General features: G+C 39.1%; 24 protein-coding genes and 1 pseudogene. 20 read left to right on the forward strand and 5 right to left on the reverse strand.

Annotated elements, in window-relative coordinates; genetic code table 11:
• Window positions 1–31: 31 nt before the first annotated feature.
• The 18 genes and pseudogenes from HMPREF2979_RS08570 to HMPREF2979_RS08655 all read left to right on the forward strand — a co-directional run bounded on the left by HMPREF2979_RS08570 (window position 32) and on the right by HMPREF2979_RS08655 (window position 16,309).
• Window positions 32–787: pseudogene (locus HMPREF2979_RS08570) on the forward strand (HAD-IIB family hydrolase).
• 64 nt (window positions 788–851) lie between these two features.
• The gene (gene tpx, locus HMPREF2979_RS08575) at window positions 852–1,346 is read left to right on the forward strand and encodes a thiol peroxidase (protein ID WP_070656224.1); all 495 of its coding nucleotides are present in this window, start codon (window positions 852–854) and stop codon (window positions 1,344–1,346) included.
• Between the two features lie 126 nt (window positions 1,347–1,472).
• Complete coding sequence (locus HMPREF2979_RS08580; protein ID WP_070656226.1) at window positions 1,473–2,093, forward strand: restriction endonuclease subunit S; 621 nt, start codon at window positions 1,473–1,475, stop codon at window positions 2,091–2,093.
• An 88-nt stretch (window positions 2,094–2,181) separates the two neighbouring features.
• A complete protein-coding gene (locus HMPREF2979_RS08585) occupies window positions 2,182–2,415 on the forward strand; it encodes a DUF1858 domain-containing protein (protein WP_004182516.1) in 234 nt (77 codons plus the stop codon).
• A 1-nt stretch (window position 2,416) separates the two neighbouring features.
• Window positions 2,417–3,763 (forward strand): DUF438 domain-containing protein, encoded by a 1,347-nt coding sequence (locus HMPREF2979_RS08590; protein WP_004182517.1) that lies wholly within the window; start codon window positions 2,417–2,419, stop codon window positions 3,761–3,763.
• 119 nt (window positions 3,764–3,882) lie between these two features.
• A complete protein-coding gene (truB, locus tag HMPREF2979_RS08595; protein WP_004182518.1) occupies window positions 3,883–4,764 on the forward strand; it encodes a tRNA pseudouridine(55) synthase TruB in 882 nt (293 codons plus the stop codon).
• Complete coding sequence (locus tag HMPREF2979_RS08600) at window positions 4,761–5,672, forward strand: bifunctional riboflavin kinase/FAD synthetase (protein ID WP_070656228.1); 912 nt, start codon at window positions 4,761–4,763, stop codon at window positions 5,670–5,672. Before truB ends, HMPREF2979_RS08600 begins: the two co-directional genes overlap by 4 nt.
• A gap of 69 nt (window positions 5,673–5,741) precedes the next feature.
• The gene (locus HMPREF2979_RS08605; protein WP_004182520.1) at window positions 5,742–6,155 is read left to right on the forward strand and encodes a Spx/MgsR family RNA polymerase-binding regulatory protein; all 414 of its coding nucleotides are present in this window, start codon (window positions 5,742–5,744) and stop codon (window positions 6,153–6,155) included.
• Window positions 6,148–6,429, forward strand: a complete 282-nt coding sequence (locus HMPREF2979_RS08610) for a UPF0223 family protein (protein ID WP_004182521.1) — start codon at window positions 6,148–6,150, stop codon at window positions 6,427–6,429. Before HMPREF2979_RS08605 ends, HMPREF2979_RS08610 begins: the two co-directional genes overlap by 8 nt.
• A complete protein-coding gene (locus HMPREF2979_RS08615) occupies window positions 6,419–7,186 on the forward strand; it encodes an inositol monophosphatase family protein (protein WP_004182522.1) in 768 nt (255 codons plus the stop codon). The genes HMPREF2979_RS08610 and HMPREF2979_RS08615 overlap by 11 nt, the downstream gene beginning before the upstream one ends.
• Before the next feature lie 79 nt (window positions 7,187–7,265).
• On the forward strand, window positions 7,266–8,576 hold the full coding sequence (locus HMPREF2979_RS08620) for an RsmF rRNA methyltransferase first C-terminal domain-containing protein (RefSeq protein ID WP_070656231.1): 1,311 nt from the start codon (window positions 7,266–7,268) through the stop codon (window positions 8,574–8,576).
• Window positions 8,577–8,701: 125 nt separating this feature from the next.
• A complete protein-coding gene (locus HMPREF2979_RS08625; RefSeq protein ID WP_014634491.1) occupies window positions 8,702–9,577 on the forward strand; it encodes a phosphate ABC transporter substrate-binding protein PstS family protein in 876 nt (291 codons plus the stop codon).
• 2 nt (window positions 9,578–9,579) lie between these two features.
• Complete coding sequence (gene pstC / locus HMPREF2979_RS08630; protein WP_002885101.1) at window positions 9,580–10,494, forward strand: phosphate ABC transporter permease subunit PstC; 915 nt, start codon at window positions 9,580–9,582, stop codon at window positions 10,492–10,494.
• A complete protein-coding gene (gene pstA, locus HMPREF2979_RS08635; protein ID WP_013990602.1) occupies window positions 10,484–11,368 on the forward strand; it encodes a phosphate ABC transporter permease PstA in 885 nt (294 codons plus the stop codon). Before pstC ends, pstA begins: the two co-directional genes overlap by 11 nt.
• Window positions 11,369–11,378: 10 nt before the next feature.
• Window positions 11,379–12,182, forward strand: coding sequence for a phosphate ABC transporter ATP-binding protein PstB (gene pstB / locus HMPREF2979_RS08640; protein WP_070656234.1), 804 nt, complete (start codon window positions 11,379–11,381; stop codon window positions 12,180–12,182).
• A 12-nt stretch (window positions 12,183–12,194) separates the two neighbouring features.
• Window positions 12,195–12,953: a phosphate ABC transporter ATP-binding protein PstB gene (gene pstB, locus HMPREF2979_RS08645; protein ID WP_070656235.1), complete on the forward strand. Its 759-nt coding sequence runs from the start codon at window positions 12,195–12,197 to the stop codon at window positions 12,951–12,953.
• A 28-nt stretch (window positions 12,954–12,981) separates the two neighbouring features.
• Window positions 12,982–13,635 carry a phosphate signaling complex protein PhoU gene (gene phoU / locus HMPREF2979_RS08650; RefSeq protein WP_021146873.1) on the forward strand — a complete coding sequence of 218 codons (654 nt, stop codon included), beginning with the start codon at window positions 12,982–12,984 and terminating at the stop codon, window positions 13,633–13,635.
• 133 nt (window positions 13,636–13,768) lie between these two features.
• Window positions 13,769–16,309: a M1 family metallopeptidase gene (locus tag HMPREF2979_RS08655; RefSeq protein ID WP_070656240.1), complete on the forward strand. Its 2,541-nt coding sequence runs from the start codon at window positions 13,769–13,771 to the stop codon at window positions 16,307–16,309.
• 163 nt (window positions 16,310–16,472) lie between these two features.
• On the opposite strand, the gene xerS is transcribed toward HMPREF2979_RS08655, so the two are convergent.
• Together xerS and HMPREF2979_RS08665 are read right to left on the reverse strand one after the other, a co-directional pair.
• Window positions 16,473–17,543 carry a tyrosine recombinase XerS gene (gene xerS / locus HMPREF2979_RS08660; protein ID WP_002884881.1) on the reverse strand — a complete coding sequence of 357 codons (1,071 nt, stop codon included), beginning with the start codon at window positions 17,541–17,543 and terminating at the stop codon, window positions 16,473–16,475.
• A 284-nt stretch (window positions 17,544–17,827) separates the two neighbouring features.
• Entirely contained in the window at window positions 17,828–18,817 is a 990-nt protein-coding gene (locus tag HMPREF2979_RS08665; RefSeq protein WP_014634486.1) for a lipoate--protein ligase, read from the reverse strand.
• Window positions 18,818–18,925: 108 nt separating this feature from the next.
• On the opposite strand from HMPREF2979_RS08665, the gene HMPREF2979_RS10180 reads away from it, so the two are divergent.
• Window positions 18,926–20,065 carry a hypothetical protein gene (locus HMPREF2979_RS10180; RefSeq protein ID WP_083312384.1) on the forward strand — a complete coding sequence of 380 codons (1,140 nt, stop codon included), beginning with the start codon at window positions 18,926–18,928 and terminating at the stop codon, window positions 20,063–20,065.
• Window positions 20,066–20,179: 114 nt separating this feature from the next.
• Here HMPREF2979_RS10180 and glgP read toward each other — a convergent pair whose 3' ends face one another.
• From glgP to HMPREF2979_RS08690, 3 genes are all read right to left on the reverse strand, one after another.
• Complete coding sequence (gene glgP, locus HMPREF2979_RS08680) at window positions 20,180–22,441, reverse strand: glycogen/starch/alpha-glucan family phosphorylase (protein WP_070656243.1); 2,262 nt, start codon at window positions 22,439–22,441, stop codon at window positions 20,180–20,182.
• A gap of 1 nt (window position 22,442) precedes the next feature.
• On the reverse strand, window positions 22,443–23,942 hold the full coding sequence (gene malQ / locus HMPREF2979_RS08685) for a 4-alpha-glucanotransferase (RefSeq protein ID WP_070656245.1): 1,500 nt from the start codon (window positions 23,940–23,942) through the stop codon (window positions 22,443–22,445).
• Window positions 23,943–24,195: 253 nt separating this feature from the next.
• On the reverse strand, window positions 24,196–25,200 hold the full coding sequence (locus tag HMPREF2979_RS08690) for a LacI family DNA-binding transcriptional regulator (protein WP_002885097.1): 1,005 nt from the start codon (window positions 25,198–25,200) through the stop codon (window positions 24,196–24,198).
• A 180-nt stretch (window positions 25,201–25,380) separates the two neighbouring features.
• On the opposite strand from HMPREF2979_RS08690, the gene HMPREF2979_RS08695 reads away from it, so the two are divergent.
• Entirely contained in the window at window positions 25,381–26,628 is a 1,248-nt protein-coding gene (locus HMPREF2979_RS08695; protein WP_070656250.1) for an extracellular solute-binding protein, read from the forward strand.
• The last annotated feature ends 26 nt before the right edge of the window (window positions 26,629–26,654 follow it).

The following is a 26,654-nucleotide window of genomic DNA, read 5'->3' on the forward strand; positions in this document are numbered from 1 at the left end:
TATAGAGCTGGTTTTTTGTTATACTATCCCTATGAAATTTGTTTTTGATTTGGATGGAACCCTGTGTTTCGATGGTATGACCATGTCAAAAGAACTACAAGAGGTTCTTTTAACAGCACCTAAATACGGTCATGAGATTATTTTTGCAACAGCACGCTCTTAGAGAGACTGTCTTAGTATTTTGGAGGGAGAATTGAAAAAGCTGACAGTAGTTGGCTTAAACGGTGGTGAAGTCTTTCAAGATGGATATTTAGTATCGCAATACACAATACCTTCACATGCTCTCAGAACGATTGTTAGCTACTGTGATACCTATAATCTCCCTTATTTTATTGATGATACCTTTAATTATGCTATTCAAAATCCTGAACAGATTCCTTTTCTCTCAAATGTTGACCCATTAAACAAAGCAAAGATTTTGCCTGTCCAAGAACTTAATAAGCCCATTAAAGCTGTTATTCCACTTGCAGAGCATGAGGATATACGAGAAGACCTTATCTTTAATCTAAACAAACTGGAATGTTTAGACCTTACTTACCATGATATCGAAAGGTGTCTCTACATTAATCCAAAAGGAGTGACTAAGGCTAGTACTGTTTTAAACCACTTTGGTAGAGACTTTGTAGCTTTTGGAAATGACCAAAATGATATTTCTCTTTTCAAATATGCTATATATGGTGTGCAAGTTGGCGATTATCCCTATCTGAAAGACTTTGCGGATGAAGTTATTCCTGCAATTAATACAGTGATTGCTGAAAAAATTAAACTACTGTTTGAAAAGTTCTAAACAAATGCTTAGGCTTCTTGCTCTATTTGCAGTACAATAGTAAAAAAAGTATTGGAGGACTAGCATGCCAACATTTATTGGAAAACCAGTTACTGTAGCAGAAGACAAACAACTTCAAGTTGGAGATACCTTGCGTGACTTTAATTTGACAGCAACAGATTTGACGAAAAAATCACTTTCAGAATTCGATGGAAAGAAAAAAGTTATCTCTATCGTTCCATCAATCGATACTGGTATTTGTTCAACTCAAACACGTATCTTTAACAAGGAATTGTCAGAACTAGATGATACTGTCGTTATTACTATTTCAGTGGACCTACCATTTGCGCAAGCTCGTTGGTGTGGTGCTGAGGGCCTTGAAAATGCTATCATGCTCTCTGACTACTATGATAATAGTTTCGGTAAAGACTATGGTGTCCTTATTGAAGAATGGCACTTGTTAGCGCGTGCCGTTTTAGTGGCAGACGCTGACAACAAGATTACTTATGTCGAATATTTGGACAATATCAATACTGATCCAAATTATGAAGCAGCAGTAGCAGCAGTTAAAAGCTTATAAAAAAGGGCCCCGGTCTCTTTTTTATTTTGCCTTTCTTACAGTTTTTACTTGCAAAAGTATTAGCTTCTTGCTATTATTGTATAGCAATACTCAATGTGGATAGTGAAATATAAAAAAGGAGATTCAATGTCTGAAAAAGAAAGACCTCAACTGATTATCGATTACGAAGCTAACACAGACAAACTTGTTCGTTTAGGCGATGTTGTCGATCAATTTAAAGGAAAAGCTGTTCCAGCTAAGGCAGAACCCGGTGAATTTGCTGTCATTAATCTATCGGATATGACACCCAACGGCATTGCCTACGATGACCTAAAAACATTTTCTGAGGAACGCCGCAAACTTTTACGCTTTCTCTTAGAAGATGGAGATGTGCTTATTGCCTCTAAGGGAACTGTTCAAAAAGTTGCTGTTTTCGAAAATCAGGGCAAGCGTGAAGTTGTTGCCTCATCAAATATCACAGTATTACGACCTAAGGAAAAACTCCGTGGTTTCTACATCAAGTTCTTTCTTGAGACCGAAATTGGTCGTGCCTATTTGGACTATGCTGATAAGGGAAAGGCTGTCCTCAATTTATCGACAGCTGACCTCTTGGACATCAAAATTCCTGAGATACCGATTGTTAAGCAAGATTACCAAATTGCGGCCTATCTACGTGGTCGTGCCGATTTCCACCGTAAGATGGTTCGTGCAGAGCAAGAGTGGGAAAATATTCAGAATAATGTTACAGAAGCTCTATTTGGAAATTAACTAAAAGCCAGCAAACTAGGATTTGTTGGTCTTTTTTTATTATTCTCGTGTATAATGGTAGTAGCAAATATGTTATTAGGAGGTCATTATGACTACCAACACCATAGATTTATCACAACCAGTCGCAACAATCATAAAAGAACATCCAGAGGTTAAGGATTTACTGATTGACCTTGGTTTTAAGCCCTTGTCTAACCCAGCTATGCTAAATACTGTCGGTAAGGTAACCAGTCTAAAAGCTGGCTCCAAGTTAGCTAATATTCCCCTAGATAAAATCAAGCAAACCTTACTATTCAATGGTTATGATGTCATCGGAGACTAATATGGAAAACAATCGTATTCAAATACTCAAAGAAATTCTCCTTGATTTACACCAGGGAGCCAGTCCTGAGAGTGTTCAAGAGCGCTTCAATCAACACTTCAAGGGAGTATCTGCCCTTGAAATCTCTATGATGGAGCATGAATTGATGTCTTCTGAAGATGGAGTTACCTTTGAAGATGTTATGAGCCTTTGTAATGTCCACGCTAACCTCTTTAAAGGAGCTATTGCAGATGTGGAAGTGGCGGACGCTGATCAAGAGGGCCACCCTGTCTATGTGTTTAAACAAGAGAATTTAGCCCTACGTTCAGCTATCCTACGTATTCGACGTATCATCGAAAACATTAGTAAGCCTGAAAATGAAGATTTCAAATCTGACCTACTCAATGGGCTTAGACATCAGATGTCTTTATTGGGACAATTTCATAACCATTACACACGTAAAGAAAAGCTCTTCTTTCCAATAATGGAGCGTTATGGTCATGATTCTCCTCCAAAGGTTATGTGGGGTGTAGACGATGACATCCGAAAACTTTTTAGAGCGGCAGAAGCTAAACTAAAAGAACTTCCAGATGCTGATTTAGAAGAATTTTCAAAGTCCTTCGAAGCTTTTTCAGAAGAATTTGAAGCTATGATTTTCAAGGAAGAAGCTATCTTACTTATGATTCTGCTTGAAACCTTCACGCAGGATGATTGGCTTTCAATTGCCGAAGAAAGTGATGCCTATGGCTATGCAATTATAAAACCTACAGCCGTTTGGAAACCTAAGCGTGAGCGTTTTGAGGAAGACAATACGGAGACATTGCAAGAACAGTCTGGTCTGAGCACTGACGAACATACGGGCAATACCCGAATTATTGATACCCCGGAAGGACAATTTACCATCAGCTTCACCCCAAAACCAAAAACTGAAACTGTCGTAGATAGAGAAACAACGCAACCTTTTGGCAATGGTTATCTTTCTGTGGAGCAGGCCAATCTCATTCTTAACCATCTCCCTTTGGAAATCACTTTCGTCAATAAAGACGATATTTTCCAATACTATAATGATAATGTTCCTGCTAGTGAAATGGTTTTTAAACGAACACCTAGCCAAATTGGACGAAACGTTGAACTTTGTCATCCGCCCAAAGTGCTTGATAAGGTCAATAAAATCTTTGAATTACTAAGAAGTGGAGAGCGTGACCAAGTTCCAATGTGGTTCAAATCTGAACGTTTAGGAAAATTCGTCTATGTTACCTATGCAGCTGTTAGAGATGACAAGGGAGACTTTCAAGGTGTCCTAGAGTATGTGCAAGATATTAAACCTTTCTTTGAACTAGAAAGCGATCTTAAAAGAGATATTGATTAAAAAGCTAGCAGTCCTGCGACTGCTTATGACTATAATCCGTAAGAGGTTAGAGACTTTGCTCTCTGCCTCTTTATGTTTCTACCTAGCTCTTTAGGATTGCTTTTGATATAATTAAAAGTATGATTTCAGGAATTATTAATCTAAAAAAAGAGGCTGGAATGACCAGTCATGATGCTGTATTTAAACTACGCAAAATATTACAAGAGAAAAAAATTGGACATGGTGGTACCCTTGATCCAGATGTTACTGGTGTCCTACCTATAGCAGTTGGAAAAGCGACTCGTGTCATTGAATACATGACTGAAGCAGGGAAGGTCTATGAGGGAGAAATTACCATTGGCTTTTCGACAACTACCGAGGATGCTGGTGGAGAAATCGTCCAAACTACCCCAGTAACTGAGCTAGATGAAGAAACTGTTGACAAAGCAATGGCTAGTTTTGAGGGAGAAATCACACAAATTCCCCCTATGTACTCAGCAGTTAAGGTCAACGGAAAGAAACTTTATGAGTACGCACGCGCTGGAGAAGAAGTAGAACGTCCACAACGTCAAGTGACCATTACCGAATTTGTCCGTACCTCACCCATCGAGCTAGAAAACGACACTGCGAGATTCAGCTTCCGTGTTGCTTGTAGCAAGGGAACTTATGTCCGTACCTTATCTGTTGATTTGGGTGCTAAACTCGGCTACGCGAGTCATATGTCTGCTCTTCGTCGAACAGCCTCAGCTGGTTTAACCTTAGATAAGGCACTAACTCTCTCTCAAATTTCAGAAATGGTAGAAGCAGGGGATACATCCTTCCTCCTTCCCATCGAATTTGGTGTTCAGGATCTGCCAGCAGTACAGGTCACTGAAGATGATGCTAAAGAAATCTCATTTGGTCGCTTTATTGCTATTGATAGCCAAGAACCCTTGGTTGCGGCCTTTTTAGGAGACAAAGTTCTAGCCATCATGGAAAAGCGAAATCAAGTTTATAAACCTAGAAAAGTATTAAGTCAATGAAAATAACTTCTATTAACGATTATAAAGATATCCATCAGGAAAAGGATACAGTCCTTGTCTTAGGCTATTTCGATGCGCTTCATCGTGGTCATAAGGTCCTTTTTGATAAGGCGCGCCAGATTGCTGACGACAAACAGCTTGAAGTAGCAGTCCTTACCTTTAATGAAAGTCCTCAACTGACTTTTCAACGGTATACGGATGATCTCCTCCTTCATATCACAGCACCCAAGAGACGTTGTGATCTTTTTGAAGCCTATGGAACAGATCAGCTTTATTTAACAGATTTCAATAGTGATTTTGCCCGAACGAGTTCGGATGACTTTATTGCTCGTTATATTGATCGTTTAAAAGCTCAAGAGGTTGTTGTGGGCTTTGATTACAAGTTTGGACATCATCGAACAGATGTGGACTATCTTGCCCGTAATTTTTCAGGTACCGTCCATGTGATTGAGGAGCAGCAGAGTGGTGGCGAAAAAATTTCATCAACACGTGTGCGCCAATTAATTCGGGAAGGTAAGGTTAAAGAAGCTAATAAACTTCTTGGCCACGAATTCTCGACACGTGGCATCGTGGTACATGGTGATGCCCGTGGGCGTACCATTGGTTTTCCAACTGCTAATTTAGCACCAATCGACAGAACTTTTCTCCCTGCTGATGGCGTCTATGTTGCTGATGTGGTGATTGATGGTAAACGCTATCGTTCCATGACTAGCCTAGGTAAAAACGTTACCTTTGGGGGAACAGAACTCCGCCTTGAAGCCAATATCTTTAATTTCGAAGGCGATATTTATGGAAAAACAATCGAAGTTTTTTGGCTAGATTATATCCGTGATATGATTAAGTTCAATAATATAGAGGAACTTTGCGCTCAACTGGAGGCCGATAAAAAAATCGCGGAAAAATTTTAAGAAAGCGTAGCCAAAACTAATCAAATAATGTATAATGATTAGGAATGTTAAAGTGAAAGGGGTGTTTGCATGGTAACTTTATTTTTATCACCTAGCTGCACCAGCTGTAGGAAAGCACGAGCCTGGTTGACAAATCATGAAGTTGCTTTTGACGAACACAATATTATCACGAGCCCATTAACTCACGATGAGTTGATGAAGATTTTGTCTTACACGGAAAATGGTACCGAAGATATCATTTCAACCCGTTCAAAAGTCTTTCAGAAGCTGAATATCGATGTGGATGATTTGACCATCAAGGAACTCATTCAATTGATTTCTGAATATCCAAATCTTCTTCGTCGACCTATCATTATGGACAACAAACGCATGCAAATCGGTTTCAACGAAGATGAAATTCGTGCCTTTTTGCCTCGTGATTATAGAAAGCAAGAATTGCGTCAAGCGACCATTCGAGCTGAAATTGAGGGTAACAATGACTAAAGGAAATTATTCCTACCCACTCGATCCATCATGGAGCACTGAGGAAATCACCACAGTGCTTCATTTTTTGAGTCAGGTAGAAAAAGCATACGAGAGCAAGGTTGACCGTGACCAACTCTTGCAAGCCTATAAGGCATTTAAAACCGTTGTCCCAGGCAAAGCGCCTGAAAAGCAACTAGACAAGGCCTTTGAAGAAGCTAGCGGTTTTTCAACCTATCAAGCTGTCAAAGCTGCTAAAGCAAAAGATAAAGGATTTGTATCACTTGGAAAATAAACTGATTTTCGCCAAAGAAATCATCAAAGAAGCTGGTGCTTTTATCAAAGAAAGTTTAAGTAAAACAATTACGGTCGAAGAAAAGACGGCTTTTGATGATTTAGTCACTAATATTGACAAACAAACACAAGATTTACTCGTGGCACGTATTAAATCTGCCTTCCCTTCAGACAATATTTTCGCTGAAGAAAATGGATTGGTGCATAATATCAAAGATGGAAATGTCTGGGTCTTGGATCCTATTGATGGGACGGTCAATTTTATTGTCCAACAAGATAATTTTTGTGTGATGATTGCCTACTATGAAGAGGGGCAAGGAAAATTTGGTCTCATTTATAACGTCATGGCTGATCAACTTTTCTATGGTGGTGGCCAGTTTGATGTGTATTGCAATGACAAATTGCTTCCAGCCTATAAAAGTCGCCCATTAGACCGCTGCCTAGTCGCTAGCAATGGAGCCATGTATGCTAAAAATTTTCACGGCTTAAAAGACCTTATTGATAAGACCTTGGGTGTTCGTGTCTACGGTGGTGCCGGTTTAAGCATGTCAAAAGTCCTATCTGGTCAAATTTTAGCTTACTTTTCAGTTATTTACCCATGGGACTATGCTGCAGCAAGTATTATGGGAGAAAAATTGGGTTATCACCTTGAGACCATTACCGGAGAACCACTGGATTATTCTAGTCGTCAAGCTGTGATGCTTGTGCCCAAAGACAGACTTGAAGAAATCAAGGATATTATGGGCTCAGAAAATTAATTTAAAACAAAAACCATACTGGACAAATCAGAACAGTAAGTTCTCTTGGTTAGTCCAGTTTTTTGATAGAAAGGAAACTATGCAATTTCCATCAGACTTTATAGAAAAATATAATAAGCTCCTTGGAGATGAAGCGGAGGAATTCTTTGCATCATTTGATCAAGAAGCCGTGTCCGCCTATCGTACCAACCCTCTGAAAAAGCAACAGAAGGACTTTCCTGATGCCATTCCTGAAACACCGTGGGGCCATTACGGAAAAATTTCTGGAAAATCTGCCGATCATGCAACTGGTTTGGTTTATTCTCAGGAACCAGCTGCTCAAATGGTTGCTCAAGTAGCAGCTCCGGCCAAGGGAAGTCGAGTCTTAGACTTGGCAGCTGCTCCAGGCGGAAAGTCTACTCATCTTCTTAGTTACTTAGATAATACAGGACTGCTGGTCAGCAATGAAATCAATCCAAAGCGTAGCAAAATTCTGGTTGAAAACATTGAGCGTTTTGGAGCGAGAAATGTTATTGTGACAAACACGTCAGCTGATAAACTAGCCAAAGTTTTCAAAAATTATTTTGATACGATTGTCTTTGATGGACCATGTTCTGGAGAAGGAATGTTTCGTAAAGATCCTGATGCAATCCAATATTGGCATAAGGAGTATCCTAGTGAACTGGCACAATTACAGAAGGACATCTTATCAGACGGTTTGAAAATGCTCGCTCCTGGTGGACAATTGATCTACTCAACCTGCACATGGTCTCCTGAGGAAAATGAAGGTGTTGTTGCTTGGATTTTAGAAAATAATCCTGATCTTGAATTGGTGGCAATCCCTAAATTGAATGGCATGAGTGATGGAATTGATTTTCCGGAAACAGCTCGAATGTATCCACACCATTTCAAGGGTGAAGGCCAGTTTGTGGCAAAATTCCAGGATAAGCGTGTGTCTGAGCAAACACGTATCAAAGAGGGAAAATCTAACCTAAACAAGGAGCAGAAGCAACTTTGGGAAGAGTTTGCAAAAAAACACCTTAAAACTAGACTGGATGGTTTACTGCAAGTTTTTGGGGACAATCTCTACCTGCTTCCAAAAGGGCTCCCAGACCTTTCTAAAGTTAAAATCGCTCGTAACGGTTTGCATCTTGGTGTCTTCAAGAAAAAACGTTTCGAACCAAGTTTTGCTCTTGGAATTGCTTTAACATCTGATGAAGTTGTTTCAAGTATAGAGCTAACTCAAGACCAGTTTGCCCAATACGTTTCTGGTAATGTGGTTACTCTAGATCAAACACATCCTAACGGTTGGTATCAGCTTTTAGTGGACGGCAATGGTTTTGGGTTTGCTAAAGTTGTTGGAAATACGGTTAAAAACTACTATCCTAAAGGATTAAGATTTCACATTTAAGAACCTGTAACCAAACTTTAATATGACTTAATTATCCTATACTTGTTATAATTAGATAGGTGTCTTTTAACAGCATATCTATGAGACACTTTCTTACTTAAGTTACAAAATGTCGGAGGACAAAAATGAAAAAAACAAAAGTCCTTGCAGTGATTATGTCACTGGCAATGGCCATGCTAGTCTTAACTGGCTGTGCTTCTTGGATTGACCGTGGCCAGTCCATTACAGCAGTTGGTTCCACGGCCCTTCAACCCTTAGTGGAGGCGGCAGCAGATGGGTTCGCTGAAAAGAACCCTGAGAATATCGTTAACGTCCAAGGTGGCGGTTCTGGTACTGGACTTTCTCAAGTACAATCCGGTGCCGTTCAAATTGGGAACAGTGACCTTTTTGCCGAGGAAAAATCTGGAATCGATGCCAGTAAGCTTGTTGACTATCAAGTTGCTGTTGCTGGAATTGCAGTGATTACAAATAAAGAAGTCTCTGTCGATAACCTGACAACCGAACAACTTCGCAAGATTTTCACTGGGGAAATCACAAACTGGAAACAGCTTGGTGGTAAAGACCTTGAGATCACTATTATTAACCGTGCAGCCAGCTCAGGATCACGCGCAACTTTCGATGCAGTGATTATGGACGGCAAATCGCCAATCCGTACCCAAGAGCAAGATTCTAATGGTATGGTTAAGTCAATCGTTGCTCAGACACCAGGTGCTATTTCATACCTATCATTTGCCTACCTTGATGATTCTGTTAAAACATTGAAGTTAAATGGATTTGAACCAAAAGCTGAAAATGTTGCAACTAACGATTGGCCGATTTGGTCTTACGAGCATATGTATACCAAGGGAAAACCGGATAGCTATACCAAACAATTCTTAGATTACATGATGAGTGACGAAGTCCAAGAAAATGTCGTCGCAAAAATGGGTTACATTTCCATCCATAGCATGAAAGTTACCAAGGATGCTGATGGTAACGTCTCAAAGAAGAGTGAGGAGTAAGCATGAAAAATGAAGAATTGGTGAAACAATTAACATCACCCTCTAAAAATTCACGCCTCGAGAAGTTTGGTAAAACAATCACTTTCCTTTGCCTAGCTTTGATTGTTTTTATCGTAGCCATGATTTTACTTTTCGTTGCTCAAAAAGGGCTGGCGACTTTCTTTGTTAATAAAGTTAGCTTGATCGAGTTTCTCTTTAGTGGCGATTGGTCGCCATCTGAAGGCAAGTTCGGAGCTCTTCCAATGATTTTGGGATCATTCGTAGTTACCTTGCTCTCAGCCTTGGTAGCAACGCCATTTGCCATTGGAGCAGCCATCTTTATGACTGAAATTTCTCCGAAAGGGGCTAAATTCCTACAACCAGCTATTGAACTTTTGGTTGGGATTCCATCTGTTGTTTATGGATTTATTGGTCTCCAAGTGGTGGTTCCATTTGTTCGCTTAATTTTTGGTGGAACAGGTTTTGGTATTCTTTCAGGTACCTTTGTCTTGTTCGTCATGATTCTACCAACCGTAACCTTTATGACAACAGATACGCTTCGTGCAGTGCCTCGTCACTATCGTGAAGCTAGTCTTGCCATGGGAGCTACACGCTGGCAAACGATTTGGCGTGTGACACTTAACGCTGCTAAACCAGGTATTTTCACGGCCGTTATCTTTGGTATGGCCCGTGCCTTTGGTGAAGCTCTGGCCATCCAAATGGTTGTCGGAAATTCCGCCGTGATTCCAACTTCTTTAACGACACCAGCAGCAACATTGACATCTGTCTTGACTATGGGAATCGGAAATACAGTCATGGGTACTGTTTCAAACAATGTCCTTTGGTCTCTCGCCCTGGTGCTCTTATTGATGAGTCTTGGTTTCAATATGTTGGTGAAATTCATTACCCGTGAGAGAAAGAGAAATTATGAACGCTAAAAAAATTGATAAAATTGCCATCAGCACACTCTATGTGATTGCTGGCATTATTGTAACAATCCTGGCAGCCTTGATTCTCTATATCTTGGTTCGCGGGATACCACACATCAGCTGGTCTTTCTTGACTAGTCGATCATCATCCTACAAAGCTGGTGGAGGAATTGGGGTTCAACTCTACAACTCATTCTTCCTATTGGTTATTACTTTGATTATTTCTGTGCCTCTTTCAATGGGAGCTGGCATCTTCTTATCAGAATATGCTAAAAAAGGACGACTTACCAACTTTGTCCGTACCTGTATTGAAATCCTATCTTCACTACCTTCAGTGGTAGTCGGACTCTTTGGTTATTTGATTTTCGTTGTCCAATTTCAGTATGGATTTTCAATCCTATCAGGTGCCTTGGCCTTAACTGTCTTTAACTTGCCACAAATGACTCGTACGGTTGAAGATAGCTTAAGAACCGTTCACCATACCCAACGTGAAGCTGGCCTAGCTCTAGGTTTGTCTCGATGGGAAACTATCTGTCACGTTGTTGTTCCAGAAGCCTTACCTGGTATTGTTACTGGTATCGTTCTTGCTTCTGGCCGTATTTTCGGAGAAGCAGCAGCGCTTATCTATACAGCAGGTCAATCTGCACCAGCACTTAACTGGAGCGACTGGAATCCGCTTAGCATCTCTAGTCCAATTTCGATTTTCCGCCAAGCAGAGACACTTGCTGTTCACATCTGGAAGGTCAACTCAGAAGGTACGACACCTGACGCCACTGCAGTATCTGCTGGTTCGGCAGCAGTGCTCTTGATTTTCATTCTGATTTTCAACTTTGGTGCACGTCGTTTGGGAGCTTACCTCCATAAGAAATTAACATCCGCTTAAAGGAGTTATCATGACAAAATATAATTGGGACGAGCGTCATATTATCACCTTCCCAGAGAAGGAGCTCGCTCTTGAAACAAAGGACTTGCATGTCTACTATGGTCAAAAAGAAGCCATCAAAGGCATTGGCATGCAATTCGAGAAAAATAAAATCACAGCTCTTATTGGGCCTTCAGGATGCGGTAAATCAACTTTTCTTCGTAGTCTAAACCGTATGAATGATACGATTGATATTGCTAAGGTTACTGGACAAATCCTTTATCAAGGAGTCGATGTTAACGCAAGTAATATCAATGTTTATGAAATGCGTAAACATATTGGAATGGTTTTCCAACGTCCAAATCCATTTGCCAAGTCTATCTACAGAAACATTACCTTTGCTCACGAACGTAAAGGTGTGAGAGATAAGCAAACTTTGGACGAGATTGTTGAGACATCGCTTAAGCAAGCAGGTCTTTGGGATCAGGTTAAAGATGATCTTCATAAATCTGCCTTTACCCTATCAGGTGGTCAGCAGCAACGTCTTTGTATTGCAAGAGCTATTGCCGTGAAACCGCAGATTCTTCTCATGGATGAACCTGCAGCTTCATTGGACCCTGTAGCTACTATGCAGCTAGAAGAGACCATGTTCGAACTTAAGGAAGATTACTCTATTATCATCGTGACGCACAATATGCAGCAGGCAGCGCGTGCTAGTGATTATACAGCATTCTTCTACCTTGGTGATCTTATCGAATATGATGAAACCAAGAAAATCTTCCAAGATGCCGCCCTACAGTCAACCAATGACTATGTATCAGGACGTTTTGGATAGAAAGGAGCACTCATGACTAAACCAATCATTTCAATCAATGATTTATCGGTGTACTTCAATAAGAAAAAAGCCCTCAATAACGTGACAATGGATTTCTATCCAAATGAAATCACAGCCCTTATCGGACCTTCAGGATCGGGAAAATCAACCTTGCTCCGTTCTATCAACCGAATGGGAGATTTAAACCCCGAGTGGACACTTACTGGTGCTGTTTCTTACAACGGTCACAATGTCTATAGTCCTAGAACAGATACTGTTGAGCTCAGAAAAGAAATCGGAATGGTCTTCCAACAACCTAACCCTTTTCCAATGTCAATCTATGAAAACGTTGTTTACGGACTTCGTATCAATGGTATCAAAGATAAGGCTGTTCTTGACAAAGCAGTAGAAGAGTCACTAAAAGGTGCTTCAATCTGGGAAGAGGTTAAAGACCGTCTCCATGACTCAGCACTTGGACTTTCAGGAGGGCAACAGCAACGTGTCTGTATTGCACGGGTACTTGCCACGTCTCCAAAGGTTATCCTTCTTGACGAACCAACGTCTGCCCTCGACCCTATCTCCGCTGGTAAGATTGAGGAAACCCTATATAACCTTAAAGACCAATATACCTTGCTACTTGTTACACGTTCTATGCAACAGGCAAGCCGTATCTCACAACGAACAGCCTTTTTCCTCGATGGAGAACTCATTGAGTATTCATCAACGAAAGACATGTTCCTAAATCCACAACATAAAGAAACAGAAGATTATATTACTGGTAAATTCGGTTAAGAAAGGACAGATTACTAAAACAATTATGATGTTACGAACACCCTTCGAAGAAGAATTAGAAAAACTCCACAACCAATTTTACGCTATGGGTACAGAGGTTGCAGCTCAGCTTAAGAAAGCTGTACGTGCCTTTATCAGCCATGATCGTGATTTGGCTAAGGAAGTCATTGAAAATGACGAAATCGTCAATAACTACGAAACCAAACTTGAGAAAAAATCGCTTGAAATTATCGCTCTTCAGCAACCTGTATCAAGTGATTTGCGAACAGTTATCACAGCGCTCAAAGCATCTAGTGACGTTGAACGCATGGGTGACCATGCCGTTGCTATTGCTCAAGCAACTATCCGCATTAAAGGTGAGGAACGCCTAACTGAAATTGAAGCTGAAATCAAGAAAATGGGGAAAGCAGTTCGCCACATGGTCGAAGATGCTCTAGATGTTTACTTGAACAGTGACGAAAAACGCGCTTATGAAATCGCAGCTTCAGATGAAATCATTGATAACTATTTCCGTGATATTCAAGCCATGACAGTAGAAGGTGTTCGCAAGAATCCTGATGCTGCCTTCGCTGCCAAAGAATATTTCCAAGTACTTATGTATTTGGAACGTATTGGTGACTATGCCCGCAATCTCTGTGAGTGGGTTGTCTACCTCAAGTCTGGGAAAATCATAGAACTGTAGGCAAAGCTTCCAATCTATGTTATAATGGGTCTGTATTGAATAATTCAGACCCTTTTCTTTTGCAAAAGAGTCTGATATCGAAACATATGTCAGTCTGTTTCGATACGAAAAGTTAGATTAGGAGTATATACGTATGACAGCATCTGTTGCTCGTTTTATCGAAAGTTTCATCCCTGAAAACTACAATCTTTTCTTGGACATTAATCGTTCTGAAAAGACCTTTACAGGGAATGTTGCCATCACAGGTGAAGCCCTTGATAACCATATCTCCCTTCACCAAAAAGACCTTACCATTAGTTCCGTTCTCTTGGATAATGAATCATTGAACTTCCAAATGGATGATGCTAACGAAGCCTTCCATATTGAACTTCCAGAGACCGGTGTTTTGACGCTTGTCATTGAATTCTCTGGTCGTATTACAGATAATATGACAGGGATTTACCCATCATATTACACCTACAATGGTGAGAAGAAAGAAATTATTTCAACGCAGTTTGAATCTCATTTTGCGCGTGAAGCCTTCCCATCAGTTGATGAACCAGAAGCCAAAGCCACTTTTGATTTCTCATTGAAATTTGATGCTGAAGAAGGCGATATCGCCTTGTCAAACATGCCTGAAATCAATAGCCATTTGCGTGAAGAAACTGGGGTTTGGACTTTTGAGACAACCCCTCGTATGTCAACATACCTCCTTGCCTTTGGTTTTGGAGCTCTTCAAGGTAAGACAGCGAAAACACAAAACGGAACTGAAGTTGGTGTCTTCGCTACAGTTGCACAAGCTGAAAACAGCGTTGACTTTGCCCTTGATATTGCGGTTCGTGTCATTGATTTCTACGAAGACTACTTCCAAGTTAAGTATCCTATCCCATTGTCATACCATCTCGCGCTTCCTGACTTCTCAGCAGGTGCCATGGAAAACTGGGGACTTGTTACCTATCGTGAAGTTTACCTACTAGTAGACGAAAATAGCTCAGCTGCAAGTCGTCAACAAGTAGCTCTTGTGGTTGCCCACGAATTGGCTCACCAATGGTTCGGTAACCTTGTAACGATGAAATGGTGGGATGATTTATGGCTTAACGAAAGTTTCGCCAACATGATGGAATATGTATCAGTGGATGCTATTGAACCAAGCTGGAACATCTTTGAAGATTTCCAAACAACTGGTGTACCTCATGCCCTCCAGCGTGATGCTACAGATGGTGTTCAGTCTGTCCACATGGAAGTTAATCACCCAGATGAGATTAACACCCTCTTCGATAGTGCTATCGTTTATGCCAAAGGTAGCCGTCTCATGCATATGCTTCGCCGTTGGTTAGGTGACGAAGCCTTTGCCAAAGGACTTAAAGCTTACTTCGAAAAACACCAGTACAACAACACTATTGGACGTGACCTCTGGAATGCACTCTCTGATGCTTCTGGTAAAGATGTCTCTAGTTTCATGGATACTTGGTTGGAGCAACCAGGTTACCCTGTTGTTAGTGCAGAAGTTGTTGATGACACTCTTATTCTTAGTCAAAAACAATTCTTCATTGGCGAACATGAAGATAAAGGGCGTCTTTGGGAAATTCCATTGAACACAAACTGGAAAGGACTTCCAGACACACTCTCAGAAGAGCGTATTGAGATTCCAAATTATAGCCAGCTTGCTGCTGAAAATAATGGAGCTCTTCGCCTTAATACAGCAAATACGGCACATTACATCACAGACTACCAAGGACAACTCTTGGACCAACTCTTAGAGGAATTTGCTAACCTTGATACTGTAAGTAAACTTCAAATTTTGCAAGAACGTCGTCTTCTTGCTGAAAGTGGCCGTATCTCCTATGCAAGCCTAGTGGCTCTTCTTGATCTTGTCGAAAAAGAAGAAAGTTTCTTAATTGCACAAGCTAAGTCTCAAATCCTCGCTGGTTTGAAACGCTTTATCGATGAGGATACAGAAGCAGAAGTACACTACAAGGCTTTGGTACGTCGTCAATTCCAAAATGACTTTGAACGTCTTGGTTTCGATGCCAAGGATGGAGAGTCAGATGAAGATGAAATGGTTCGTCAAACGGCACTAAGCTACTTGATTCAAGCAGACTATCAACCAGCAGTCCTTGTAGCTGCAAGTGTTTTCCAAGCTCATAAAGAAAACATTGAAAGCATCCCTGCAAGTGTCCGTGGTCTTGTCCTCATTAACCAAATGAAACAAGAAGACAGTCTTACCCTTGTTGAGGACTATGTCAACGCATACGTCACAACAAATGATAGTAACTTCCGTCGTCAATTAACTCAAGCAGTTTCATACCTTAAAAATCAAGAAGGCCTCGACTACGTGTTAAGTCAGCTTAAAGACAAACATGTCGTTAAACCTCAAGACTTGTATCTCTGGTATATGAATTTCCTCAGCAAATCATTTGCTCAAGAAACCGTTTGGAACTGGGCAAAAGATAACTGGGATTGGATTAAAGCAGCCCTTGGTGGTGATATGAGCTTTGATAGCTTTGTTAATATCCCAGCATCAATCTTTAAAACGCAAGAACGTCTTGATCAATATATTGCTTTCTTCGAGCCACAAACAAGTGATAAAGCCTTGGAACGTAATATCTTAATGGGAATTAAGACAATTGCCGCACGAGTAAACTTGATTGAAAAAGAAAAAGCAGCCGTTGAATCTGCTCTTAAAGATTATTAATAAGAAAAACAAGCTTTCCGTGAAGGAGAGTTTGTTTTTTTGTGTACGACAGTTTACATAAATATAGTTGTGTGTTTGAAGGAATAACAAAACAACTTTAGCATAATTAAATTTATGTAAACTAAAAACAACCACTCCAAATTGGAATGGTTAGGATAGCTAATTATAAATTGTCTAGAGCATTTTTTTGTTCATCATTAACAATATGCGTATATAGATCGGTAACCTGAGTGGAAGCATGGCCAAGTTGGTGACTCACTAAAACTTGAGACTTGGTAGCATCATAAAGGCGTGTTGCCAGAGTATGTCGAAGCTTGTGGGGAGTCACACGAATTTTGAAATCCTGAGAATATTTGGCAACCATCTTTTCGATACTTGAAGCATCAATACGGTTTGGAACCCCTCGATATTCCGTTAAAAAGAGGGCAACATCTTGCTTTTCAGCCTTATAGCGTTTATCACGTATACTGAGATAAGTTTCAAGATAGGGCTTTGCAAAACTTGCTACATTAACTGAGTCCCGTTTGCCACCTTTTCGAGTGACGTCGATGACCATCATTTTTAGATTGATATCTTTAAGGTCCAGATTAACAGCTTCAGAGAGTCGAACACCTGAAGCCAGTAGCAAGGCAATGATAGCCAAATCACGTTCTTTATTCTTATAAAACGAAGATTTGGCGCGATTTGAGAGCTTGACTTCGTATTCATTTTCTACATAATCAAGGAATTCCATGGTTTCATCGCCAAGAAAGAGTTTTTGTTTGATATTCTCAGCACGTGCAGCTAGAGTTTCTTTCTTTTTCTTAGTAGAAACTTTTTTCATGACGTTACGATAGAAATAAGGCTCACCGTCAGGACCCTCGACCTCCTCGGTTAAATACTTATAGAGACTAGATAGGGCTGAAAGTGTACGATTAATAGTCGTTTGAGAGACACCCTGTTTCTTGGAATAGGTATTCAAAGATGGACGTTCACGTAGATAAAGGACAAATGACTCCATATCTTTTTTAGTTAGATTTTCCAAGGTTTTGATGTCAATTGAGGCAATATCATCAGCATCTGAAATACCTGAGTCAATCAACCAATCAAAAAAGCGTTTATATTCCTTAAGGTATTCGTATAAAGTTGTAAAAGAATACGGTACCGATAGTTTAGATTGATAATACTCCAGAACAAACCAGGGCATTAGAGATTTGTATTCCTCAATTTTTTCGAGTAAGAGTTCACGTTTCATTTGTTTTTTCTCCAAAGTTACTTAATAGAAGTATATCATACCCTTATCTTTCTTTCAAGAAAATTACAGTTTTTCGGAAAGATGCTATAAGATGTTTTTCACTTAAAGACTTTATAGGTTTAATGTCCAAATATATAAATACCACACTAAATCAATCCTAAACCAACTTTTGAAAAAATCTTTATGGTTCTTTGACTTTTAAAAATCTTTATAACGTATTATTTACTTTTAGAATTTTCCCAAGAAAAAACAACCTGGAGTTTTCCAGATTGTTCAAATAATGATTAAGCTACGATAGCTTTTGCAACGTCCTCGGTTGTCATACGTGAGAAATAATGTGTTGTGTCAATGGTTTTAAGTTTAGCCAAGACATCTTCGTACTCGTAAGGTACACCGACCAGCAAGTTTTCAATATCAGATACATCTCCAATACCAAAGAAATCTCCGTAAATCTTAACAGATTTAATGATAGAATTTTCAACATTGGCATAGGTTGAGATCTTACCAGCTGGGTAACGAACATTACGTTCTACTGTGTATTCTGGTGATTGACCGTATGTCCAGTCCCAGGTATTGAATTGTTTCTCATAAGACTCTTGGATTTTAGCTAATTCATCCTCAGAAAGGACGTATTCAGTCATGTCAGGGTAAAATTCCTTCATTTTTTCCAAGATTTTATCTGAGAATTCATTTACTGTAATCTTTTCTGGCAATTCGTCTACGATGTTTGTCACACGAGCTCGTACAGATTTAACACCTTTTGATTCAATTTTGTCTTTGCTGACTTTAAGGGCTTGGCCAAGAACGGACATATCAACGTCAAAGAGCAAGCAACCATGGTGCATCATACGACCTTTATAGTAAGCTTGAGCATTTCCACAGAACTTTTTACCGTCGATTTCAAGGTCATTTCGGCCAGTAAATTCAGCTTTAACTCCCAAATCAGCAAGTGTCGCGATTACAGGTTGAGAGAAAGTCTTAAAGTCAAAAGCACCTTCATCTGCCTTATTAGAGATAATAGTATAGTTGAGGTTATTCAAATCGTGATAAACAGCGCCACCACCAGACAAACGACGAACAACCTTGATACCATGAGCATCTGTATATTCTTTGTTAATCTCTTGAATGGTATTTTGGTGTTTACCGACAATGATAGCTGGACGGTTAATCCAAAGAATGAACAATTCATCTTCATTCACCAATTCACGAAAGGCATAGGCTTCCAAGGCAATATTATAGGCAGGATCATTTGATGTGTTTACGATATATTTCATGAGGTCTCCTCTTGTAATGTGATACTTATATTATAAAGGAAAACGGTGACAAAGTACACGAAGACGCCTTAGCTATAAGGATTTTCATGATATAATAGTAAAAAATATATGGGGAGTTTTGGAATGATACAAAATCCTAGTAAATTAAGTCTCTTTTTCTCGAGGCTAACCAGTAAAATAAATAAAAATGTCAAAATAGCATTTGCTCTGCTTCTTTTGGTCGCTCTTGGAATGTTTCTCTATAATGCCTACCAAAGAGCTTATAAGCCTTATCTCTACGACAAAAACAATTACTATTACAAAGCCTATAATTACAGCGTTAAGAAGATAATACCTCAAAGAAAAGTTGTCAAAGATATTGAGATTGAGGTCCTACACTTCGGAAAAGACGATTTCCCTGATAATCTGTCTACATATAAGGTCGGCCATTATATCGATAAAGGAATTGATCCCCGCAGACTTCTATTGCATATCACTTTTACTGATAAGACCAAAATCACTTTACCATTTGGACAGGTGACTTCTACTGAAAACTTTTTCGACCATTATGAACGCTATTTTGACCGTAAAGTTTTTGAGGTTGGTCCAGGTTTTGATAAAGAATGGTTTTCTAATGCAGAGAATTACAGACAAATAATTCAGCGTTTCCCTGGATTACATGACAAAACAATGGATGCCGACTTCGAATTATATCTAAGAGATTTTCTTTTTTTGATAGTCCCTGGGGATACCCTATATCAAACTGGAGCTGTCAAAGAAGGTGTCAGTAAATACCACTTTCAGTTGAAAAATCCTAAATCAGGAAAAATGCAAAGTTATTTTATCTATGGAAATGAAGGCAAAATTCCATTATGGGATTGGCAAACTCCCTTTGTTACTTTTGATAAAGATTTTGCTAACAAAGAAAGAATCCAGGAATTTTTCGATGACTACGAAATTAGAGAGTATGGGAATTACTGGGATGGAATGTACAATATAACGTTTCCTCACTTAAATAGCTTTAGGGGTGACAGGTACAACTTTTATAAAATGGCTTTTTACTCAGATGAATTTACAAATTTTCCACTAAGCCTTGATTTAACAGGTAAGAGCGAGAATTTTAAAATTACCATAACAGATTCATACCTACAAGAAGAATCCAGAACTGCAAAAGATCAAATCCATTATCTAAAATACTCAACATCTAAAACTTATGATGCATCAAATAAAGAAGCATATATGAATAATATATTGAATTATCACTCATAGGTAACATAACATTATTTATGTAAACACAGCTAATTTATCTATTGGCTGTGTTTTTTTCATGCAAAAAAAACAAGACCATTTCTGATCTTGTTCTTCTTCTATGCAACTAGATTATTATTTTGTGTGCCAGATGTCTTTGTCATACTGTTCGATTGTACGGTCAGATGAGAAGAATCCTGCTTCAGCAATGTTGTAAACAACTTTTTTGTTCCATGCATCTTGATCTTCGTAAGCTGCATATACTTCTTCTTTCTTGTCGATGTATTCAGCCAAGTCGATCAGAGTCATGAACCAGTCTTTAGAGATAAGTTCTTTGTGGAGACGTTCCAAGCGTTCTTTATCTCCAACTTTAACGAGGTCTTCGCTTACGATAAAGTCAACAGCTGCTTTGATGTTAGCATCTTTTTCGTAGTAATCACGTGATACATAACCTTCTTTTTCATAAAGGTCAATGATTGTATCAGAGTCTTTACCAAATGTGAAGATGTTTTCTGGTCCTACCAATTCAGCAATCTCAACGTTGGCACCGTCCATTGTACCAAGTGTAAGGGCACCGTTAAGCATGAATTTCATGTTACCTGTACCTGAAGCTTCTTTAGAAGCCAATGAGATTTGTTCTGAGATATCTGTTGCTGGGATAAGGTGTTCAGCAACTGTTACGTTGTAGTTTTCAACCAAGTGAACGTTGAGGTATTTGCTTACTTCTGGATCATTGTTGATGAGTTCAGAAAGTGACAAGATCAAGTGGATAATGTCTTGAGCAATAACGTAGGCAGGAGCTGCTTTACCACCAAAGATGATAGTGATTTTACGTTTTGGAAGGTTTCCTTTTTTGATTTCCAAGTATTTGTGGATGACATACAAAGCGTTCATTTGTTGACGTTTGTATTCGTGGAAACGTTTGATTTGTGTATCAATGATTGAGTTTTCATCAAGATCGATACCTTTGTTGGCTTTAAGATAACGTTTAAGTGACAACTTGTTATCATATTTGATTTGAGCCAAACGTTTGTGAACTGCTGGATCATCTGCAAAGGCAGCCAATTTTTCCAATTGAGTTGCGTCAGTAAGGTAACCATCACCAATCAATTCTTTGATGTAGTCAGCAAGTTCTTGGTTTGAGAATTCCAACCAACGACGGAATGTAATACCGTTTGTTTTGTTGTTGAAGCGTTCTGGGTAAAGGTCGTAGAATGGTTTCAACTCAGAAGCTTTAAGGATTTCTGTGTGAAGTGCTGCTACACCGTTAACACTTGTAGAGAAGTGGATGTCCATGTGTGCCATGTGAACACGGTTGTGTTCGTCAATGATTTGAACACGTGGATCTTCGTATTTTTCACGAATGATAGCATCCAATTTCTTGATGATAACAACAAGGTGTGGAACAACTTCTTCAAGGTAGTCAAGAGGCCATTTTTCAAGGGCTTCAGCCAAGATAGTGTGGTTTGTGTAACCAACCATTTTGCTTACGATTGCTACTGCTTCATCAAATTCAAATCCATGTTTTTCTGTCAAAAGACGAATCAATTCTGGAATTACCATTGATGGGTGAGTATCGTTGATTTGTACGTAAGCGTAATCTGGAAGGTCGTGAAGGTTAGAACCACGTTCGATAGCTTCGTCAATCAAAAGTTGAGCAGCGTTTGATACCATGAAGTATTGTTGGTAGATACGCAAGAGCTCACCTTTACGAGTTGAGTCGTCTGGGTAAAGGAAAAGTGTCAAGTTCTTTTGGATTTCGTCTTGATTAAAAGTGATTCCTTTTTCAATCAAACCGTAGTCCAAACCATTGATATCGAAGAGGTTAAGGTAGTTCTTAGTTTCTTTCTTGTAACCCAAGATATCCAAACGATCCAAACGTGATTTCAATGTGAAGTTTTTGAATGGAACATCATAAGAGATATCAGTTGGTACCAACCATGATTGATCTTCAATCCAGTAGTTTGGTTCTGCATCTTGTTTGTTATCTTTGAAGACTTGTTTGAAAAGACCACAGTGGTAGTTAAGACCAACACCTTCACCATTGATGCCAAGTGTTGCCATAGAGTCGATGAAACATGAAGCCAAACGACCCAAACCACCATTACCAAGAGATGGTTCTGGTTCAACGTCTTCAATTTCACTGATTGATTTACCAGCAGCATCCAATTCAGCTTTAACATCCTTGTAGATGCCCAAGTTGATCAAGTTGTTAGACAAAAGTTTACCAATCAAGAATTCAGCTGAGATATAGTAAACTTTACGTTTGCTATCGTTTTTTGGTTTTGGAGCAGCTGCTTCTTTTACGAATTCCAACAAAAGATAGTAGATTTCTTCGTTTGAAAGGTCCTTAAGATTTTTGTTTTTTGCTTCAACATATTGTGTAAATGTAGCCATTTTAGTTATTACCTCGATTATATCTTTCTGTAATGTCTGTCAAAAATTCTTTCTTGTCGACAGTGATTTCACCTGGGAGCATACGCCATTTCCAGTTTTCACCAACTGTGTTAGGGAAGTTTGTACGGCTATTTTCAGGTTTATCAAGGATATCCTGCATAGTCGCAATAGCTGTGTTGCTTACAGTAGCAAAGAGGGTGCGAAGAAGAGCACGTGTGATTGGTTCACCTTGACGACGGTTGATGTATGCATCAGTATAATCACGTTGCTCTTGCGTCAAGTTGTCGTACCAACCGTTGATTACTTCGTTATCATGTGTACCTGTGTAAGCGACTGAATGTTGTGTGTATACGTGTGGAATGTCTATGCTGTTTCCAGTAGTATCGTAGAATCCAAATTGAACGATCTTCATTCCAGGGTAACCACAGTCTGCAAGAAGTTTACGTGTCTTATCATCAATGTTACCAAGGTCTTCGGCAATGATTTTAAGATCACCCAATTCTTCTTTAACCACTTTGAAAAGGTCATAACCAGGTCCAGGAACCCATTCACCATTTTCAGCAGTTTCATCACCTCCAGGAATTTCCCAGAAGTCAGAGAACCCTTTGAAGTGGTCAATACGCAAGTAATCATAAAGTTTAAATGATTCTTGAATACGGAATACCCACCAAGCATAATTTTCAGCTTTGTGTTTATCCCAAGCATAGATTGGGTTACCCCAAAGTTGACCAGTTGCTGAGAAGTTATCAGGTGGAACTCCTGCAATGTAACGCGGTTTACATTCAGCGTCTAGTTTGAAGAGATGTGGTTGAGTCCAAACTTCAACACTATCAGCTGAAATGTAGATTGGCATGTCACCGATGATTTGAATACCATTTTTGTTAGCATAAGCTTTTAGTTCTGCCCATTGGCTAAAGAAGAGGTATTGTACCACTTGGTGATATGTGATAACATCAGCAAGTTCTTTGCGAAGTTTCTCAAGAGTTGCTTCATCGCGTTTAACTGCTTTTTTATCATCCCAATCTTGAAGTGCTTTGTTATCGAAGTGTTCTTTGATAGCCATGAAATCAGCATAATCAGCTAACCAGTTAGCATTTTTAGTTTTAAAAGCTTCGAATCTTTTAGTTTCTTTCTTATCTGCTAAAATTGCTTTAACTGCTTTTTCAAGAATTGGACGACGTGCTTCGTAAACTTTAGCATAGTCAATAAACTCAGGATCTGACCCAAAGTCAGCGTCTTTAACATCAGCTTTAGTTAAAAATTTGTCACGAATAAGGAAATCCAAATCGATAAAGTGTGTATTTCCTGCTACCGCTGAGAATGATTGGTAAGGTGAATCCCCATAACTTGTTGTAGTAAGTGGCAAAATCTGCCAGAAAGTTTGTTTTGTTTCTTTTAAGAAATCAACAAAGTCATAGGCTGCTTGACCGAAAGACCCGATCCCGTAGTCACCTGGAAGTGATGTGATGTGCATCAAAACACCGCTTGCTCGTTTGTTCATAACGTTTACCTCAAATTATTTTTTACACTTATTATTATAATGCAAACGTTTGCATTAGTCAAGAATTTTTAACAAAAAAATAGATTTTTTTTTATTTTTTCTTGAATAATTGTTCGCAAAACAAACGCTTACAATTTGAGAGAGTGTTTTTAAGCCGAGGCTTCTAGTAAATTCCGGAAAATAGTCATCTTACATAAAATAAAAAAGTAGCCGGCTAATTTACTAACCAACTACTTAGATTCTCCTTAAGATATTATGAATGCGTTAAGACGCTTTCTCTTTCTATAAGTTTAAATGGAATGATGACTTTCTGTGACTTGTTCTTAGTTGACTTAAGGAGTCCCATAAGACTTTGTACACTTTCTTTAGCAAGTTCTTGGATATTAATATCAAAAGTGGTCAAGAACGGATGCATGATTTCTGCAAAAGTAGAATTATTGAAAGAAATAATGGCATAATCTTCAGGTACTCTAATTCCTTGATTGTTTAGCCATTGAATGAGACGAAGGGCGATAAGGTCATCCTTGACAATCAAAGCTGTCGGAGAAAATCTATCTAATTCCTTCTTTAGCTTATCGATTGTTTTAGATGAAAATACAAGTTCAGGTAAGATTTCTAATTCTAGTTCATCTGCTGCTTCTTTATAACCTCGATAACGTTCCTGTCCCACTTGACCAAAAAGGTCATCCGTAATAAAACCTATTTTTTTATGACCATGAGATGATAAATAAGTCACTGCTTCCTTACCTAAGGCCTTATTGTCATTATCGATGTAGGTAACCTTATCTTTTGTATCACCTGCAGCTCCAATGACGACAAAAGGAACTTTTTCTTTTAGGAGATAGGATTTAACAGGATCATTCTTCTCAGAGTAGAGAATAATGAAACCATCAGCTCGTTTTTGGCGATGCATGAGTTCGACTTGTTTAACTAATTCATCCAAACTAGCACCTGTGGCAATACTGACGACCTGAGAATTGCGACTTGCTTCTTCATTAATTGCTGTTAGAATTTCCATATAGAAGGGTTGACTGATATTTTCTCTATTCGCCAAAGGAGGAAGAATCACACCTAAACTATGAGTTAAGCCAGTTGCCAACATCTGAGCTGCAAGATTGGGGACATAACCTAATTCATCCATAGCCGCCCGCACCTTGTTTTTTGTTTCTTCAGAAATGGCTGGATTATCTTTTAAGGTCCTACTAACCGTTGAAGGACTTACTCCTGCTTTTTGGGCAACATCCTTAATTGTAGCCATTATTTTCCTCTCATTCTAATAAATATTTATAGTCGTAAAATACAAGAACAATTATAACCGAAACAATTTAGTTTTGCAATCGTTTGCACAAAGTTAAAAATTTTTTTATAAAATACTTGACAGATTGTGGAAACGGTTGCATAATGTTTATCGTAAACTAAATTTCTGGAGGAAATAGAAATGAAAAAATGGCAAAAGGTATTACTTGGTAGTGCTGGATTACTTGTGGCTGGATCGCTCTTGGTAGCTTGTGGCTCAAACTCAAGCAAGAGCTCAAGCTCAGATAGCAAGACTTTGAAACTTTGGGTACCAACTGGTGCTAAGAAATCTTACTCAGATACAGTAGCACAGTTTGAAAAGAAATCTGGTTACAAAGTTGATATGGTTGAAATGGAAGATCCAAATGCTCAAGAAAACTTGACTAAGGACGCTTCTACTGCTGCAGATGTCTTCTCACTTCCACATGACCAACTCGGTAAATTGGTAGACGCTGGAGCTATCCAAGAAATCCCAGAGCAATACTCAAAAGAAATTGCTGAGCAAGATACTGAACAAGCTGCTGTAGGTGCTCAATACAAAGGTAAAACTTACGCCTTCCCATACGGTATCGAAACTCAAGTTACATACTACAACAAATCTAAACTTAATGAAGAAGATGTGAAATCATATGAAACAATCACTTCTAAAGCTAAATTTGGTAGCAACTTGAAAGAAGTTAATGCTTATGTAACTGGTCCTCTCTTCCTTTCAGTTGGTGACACACTCTTTGGCTCTAACGGTGAAGATGTTAAAGGGACTAACTGGGGCAATGAAGCTGGTGTGAACGTTCTTAAATTCATCGCAGCTCAAAAAGACAATAAAGGATTTGTTAATGTCGATTCAGTTAATATGATGGCTAAATTCGAAGATGGTTCTGTTGATGCTTTCCAATCAGGACCATGGGACTACGCTGCAGCTGCTAAAGCTGTTGGTAAAGACAATCTTGGTGTTGCTGTTTACCCAACAGTTAATATCGGTGGTCAAGACGTTCAACAAAAAGCCTTCATGGGTGTTAAACTTTACGCAGTTAACCAAACACCATCTAAAGGTAACGCAGAACGTATCGCTGCTTCTTACCAATTGGCACAAGCTTTGACAAGCAAAGACAGTCAAAATAACCAATTCACTAATGAAGACCGTCACATCATCCCAGCTAACAAAGAAGTTCAATCTTCTGAAGCTGTTCAAAAGGATGCACTTGCACAAGCTGTAATCACTATGGGTTCATCTGATCAGTACACAACTGTTATGCCTAAACTTAGTCAAATGTCAGTCTTCTGGACTGAAAGTGCTGCTCTTATGAGTGATGCATATAACGGTAAAATCAAGGAAGACCAATTCCTTACTAAATTACAACAATTTGATAAAGATTTGGCAGCAGCTAAATAAGAATCCTAACTATGAGAAGGTAAAGA

The sequence above is a fragment of the Streptococcus sp. HMSC078H12 genome (assembly GCF_001814615.1).
Classification (GTDB): domain Bacteria; phylum Bacillota; class Bacilli; order Lactobacillales; family Streptococcaceae; genus Streptococcus; species Streptococcus salivarius_F.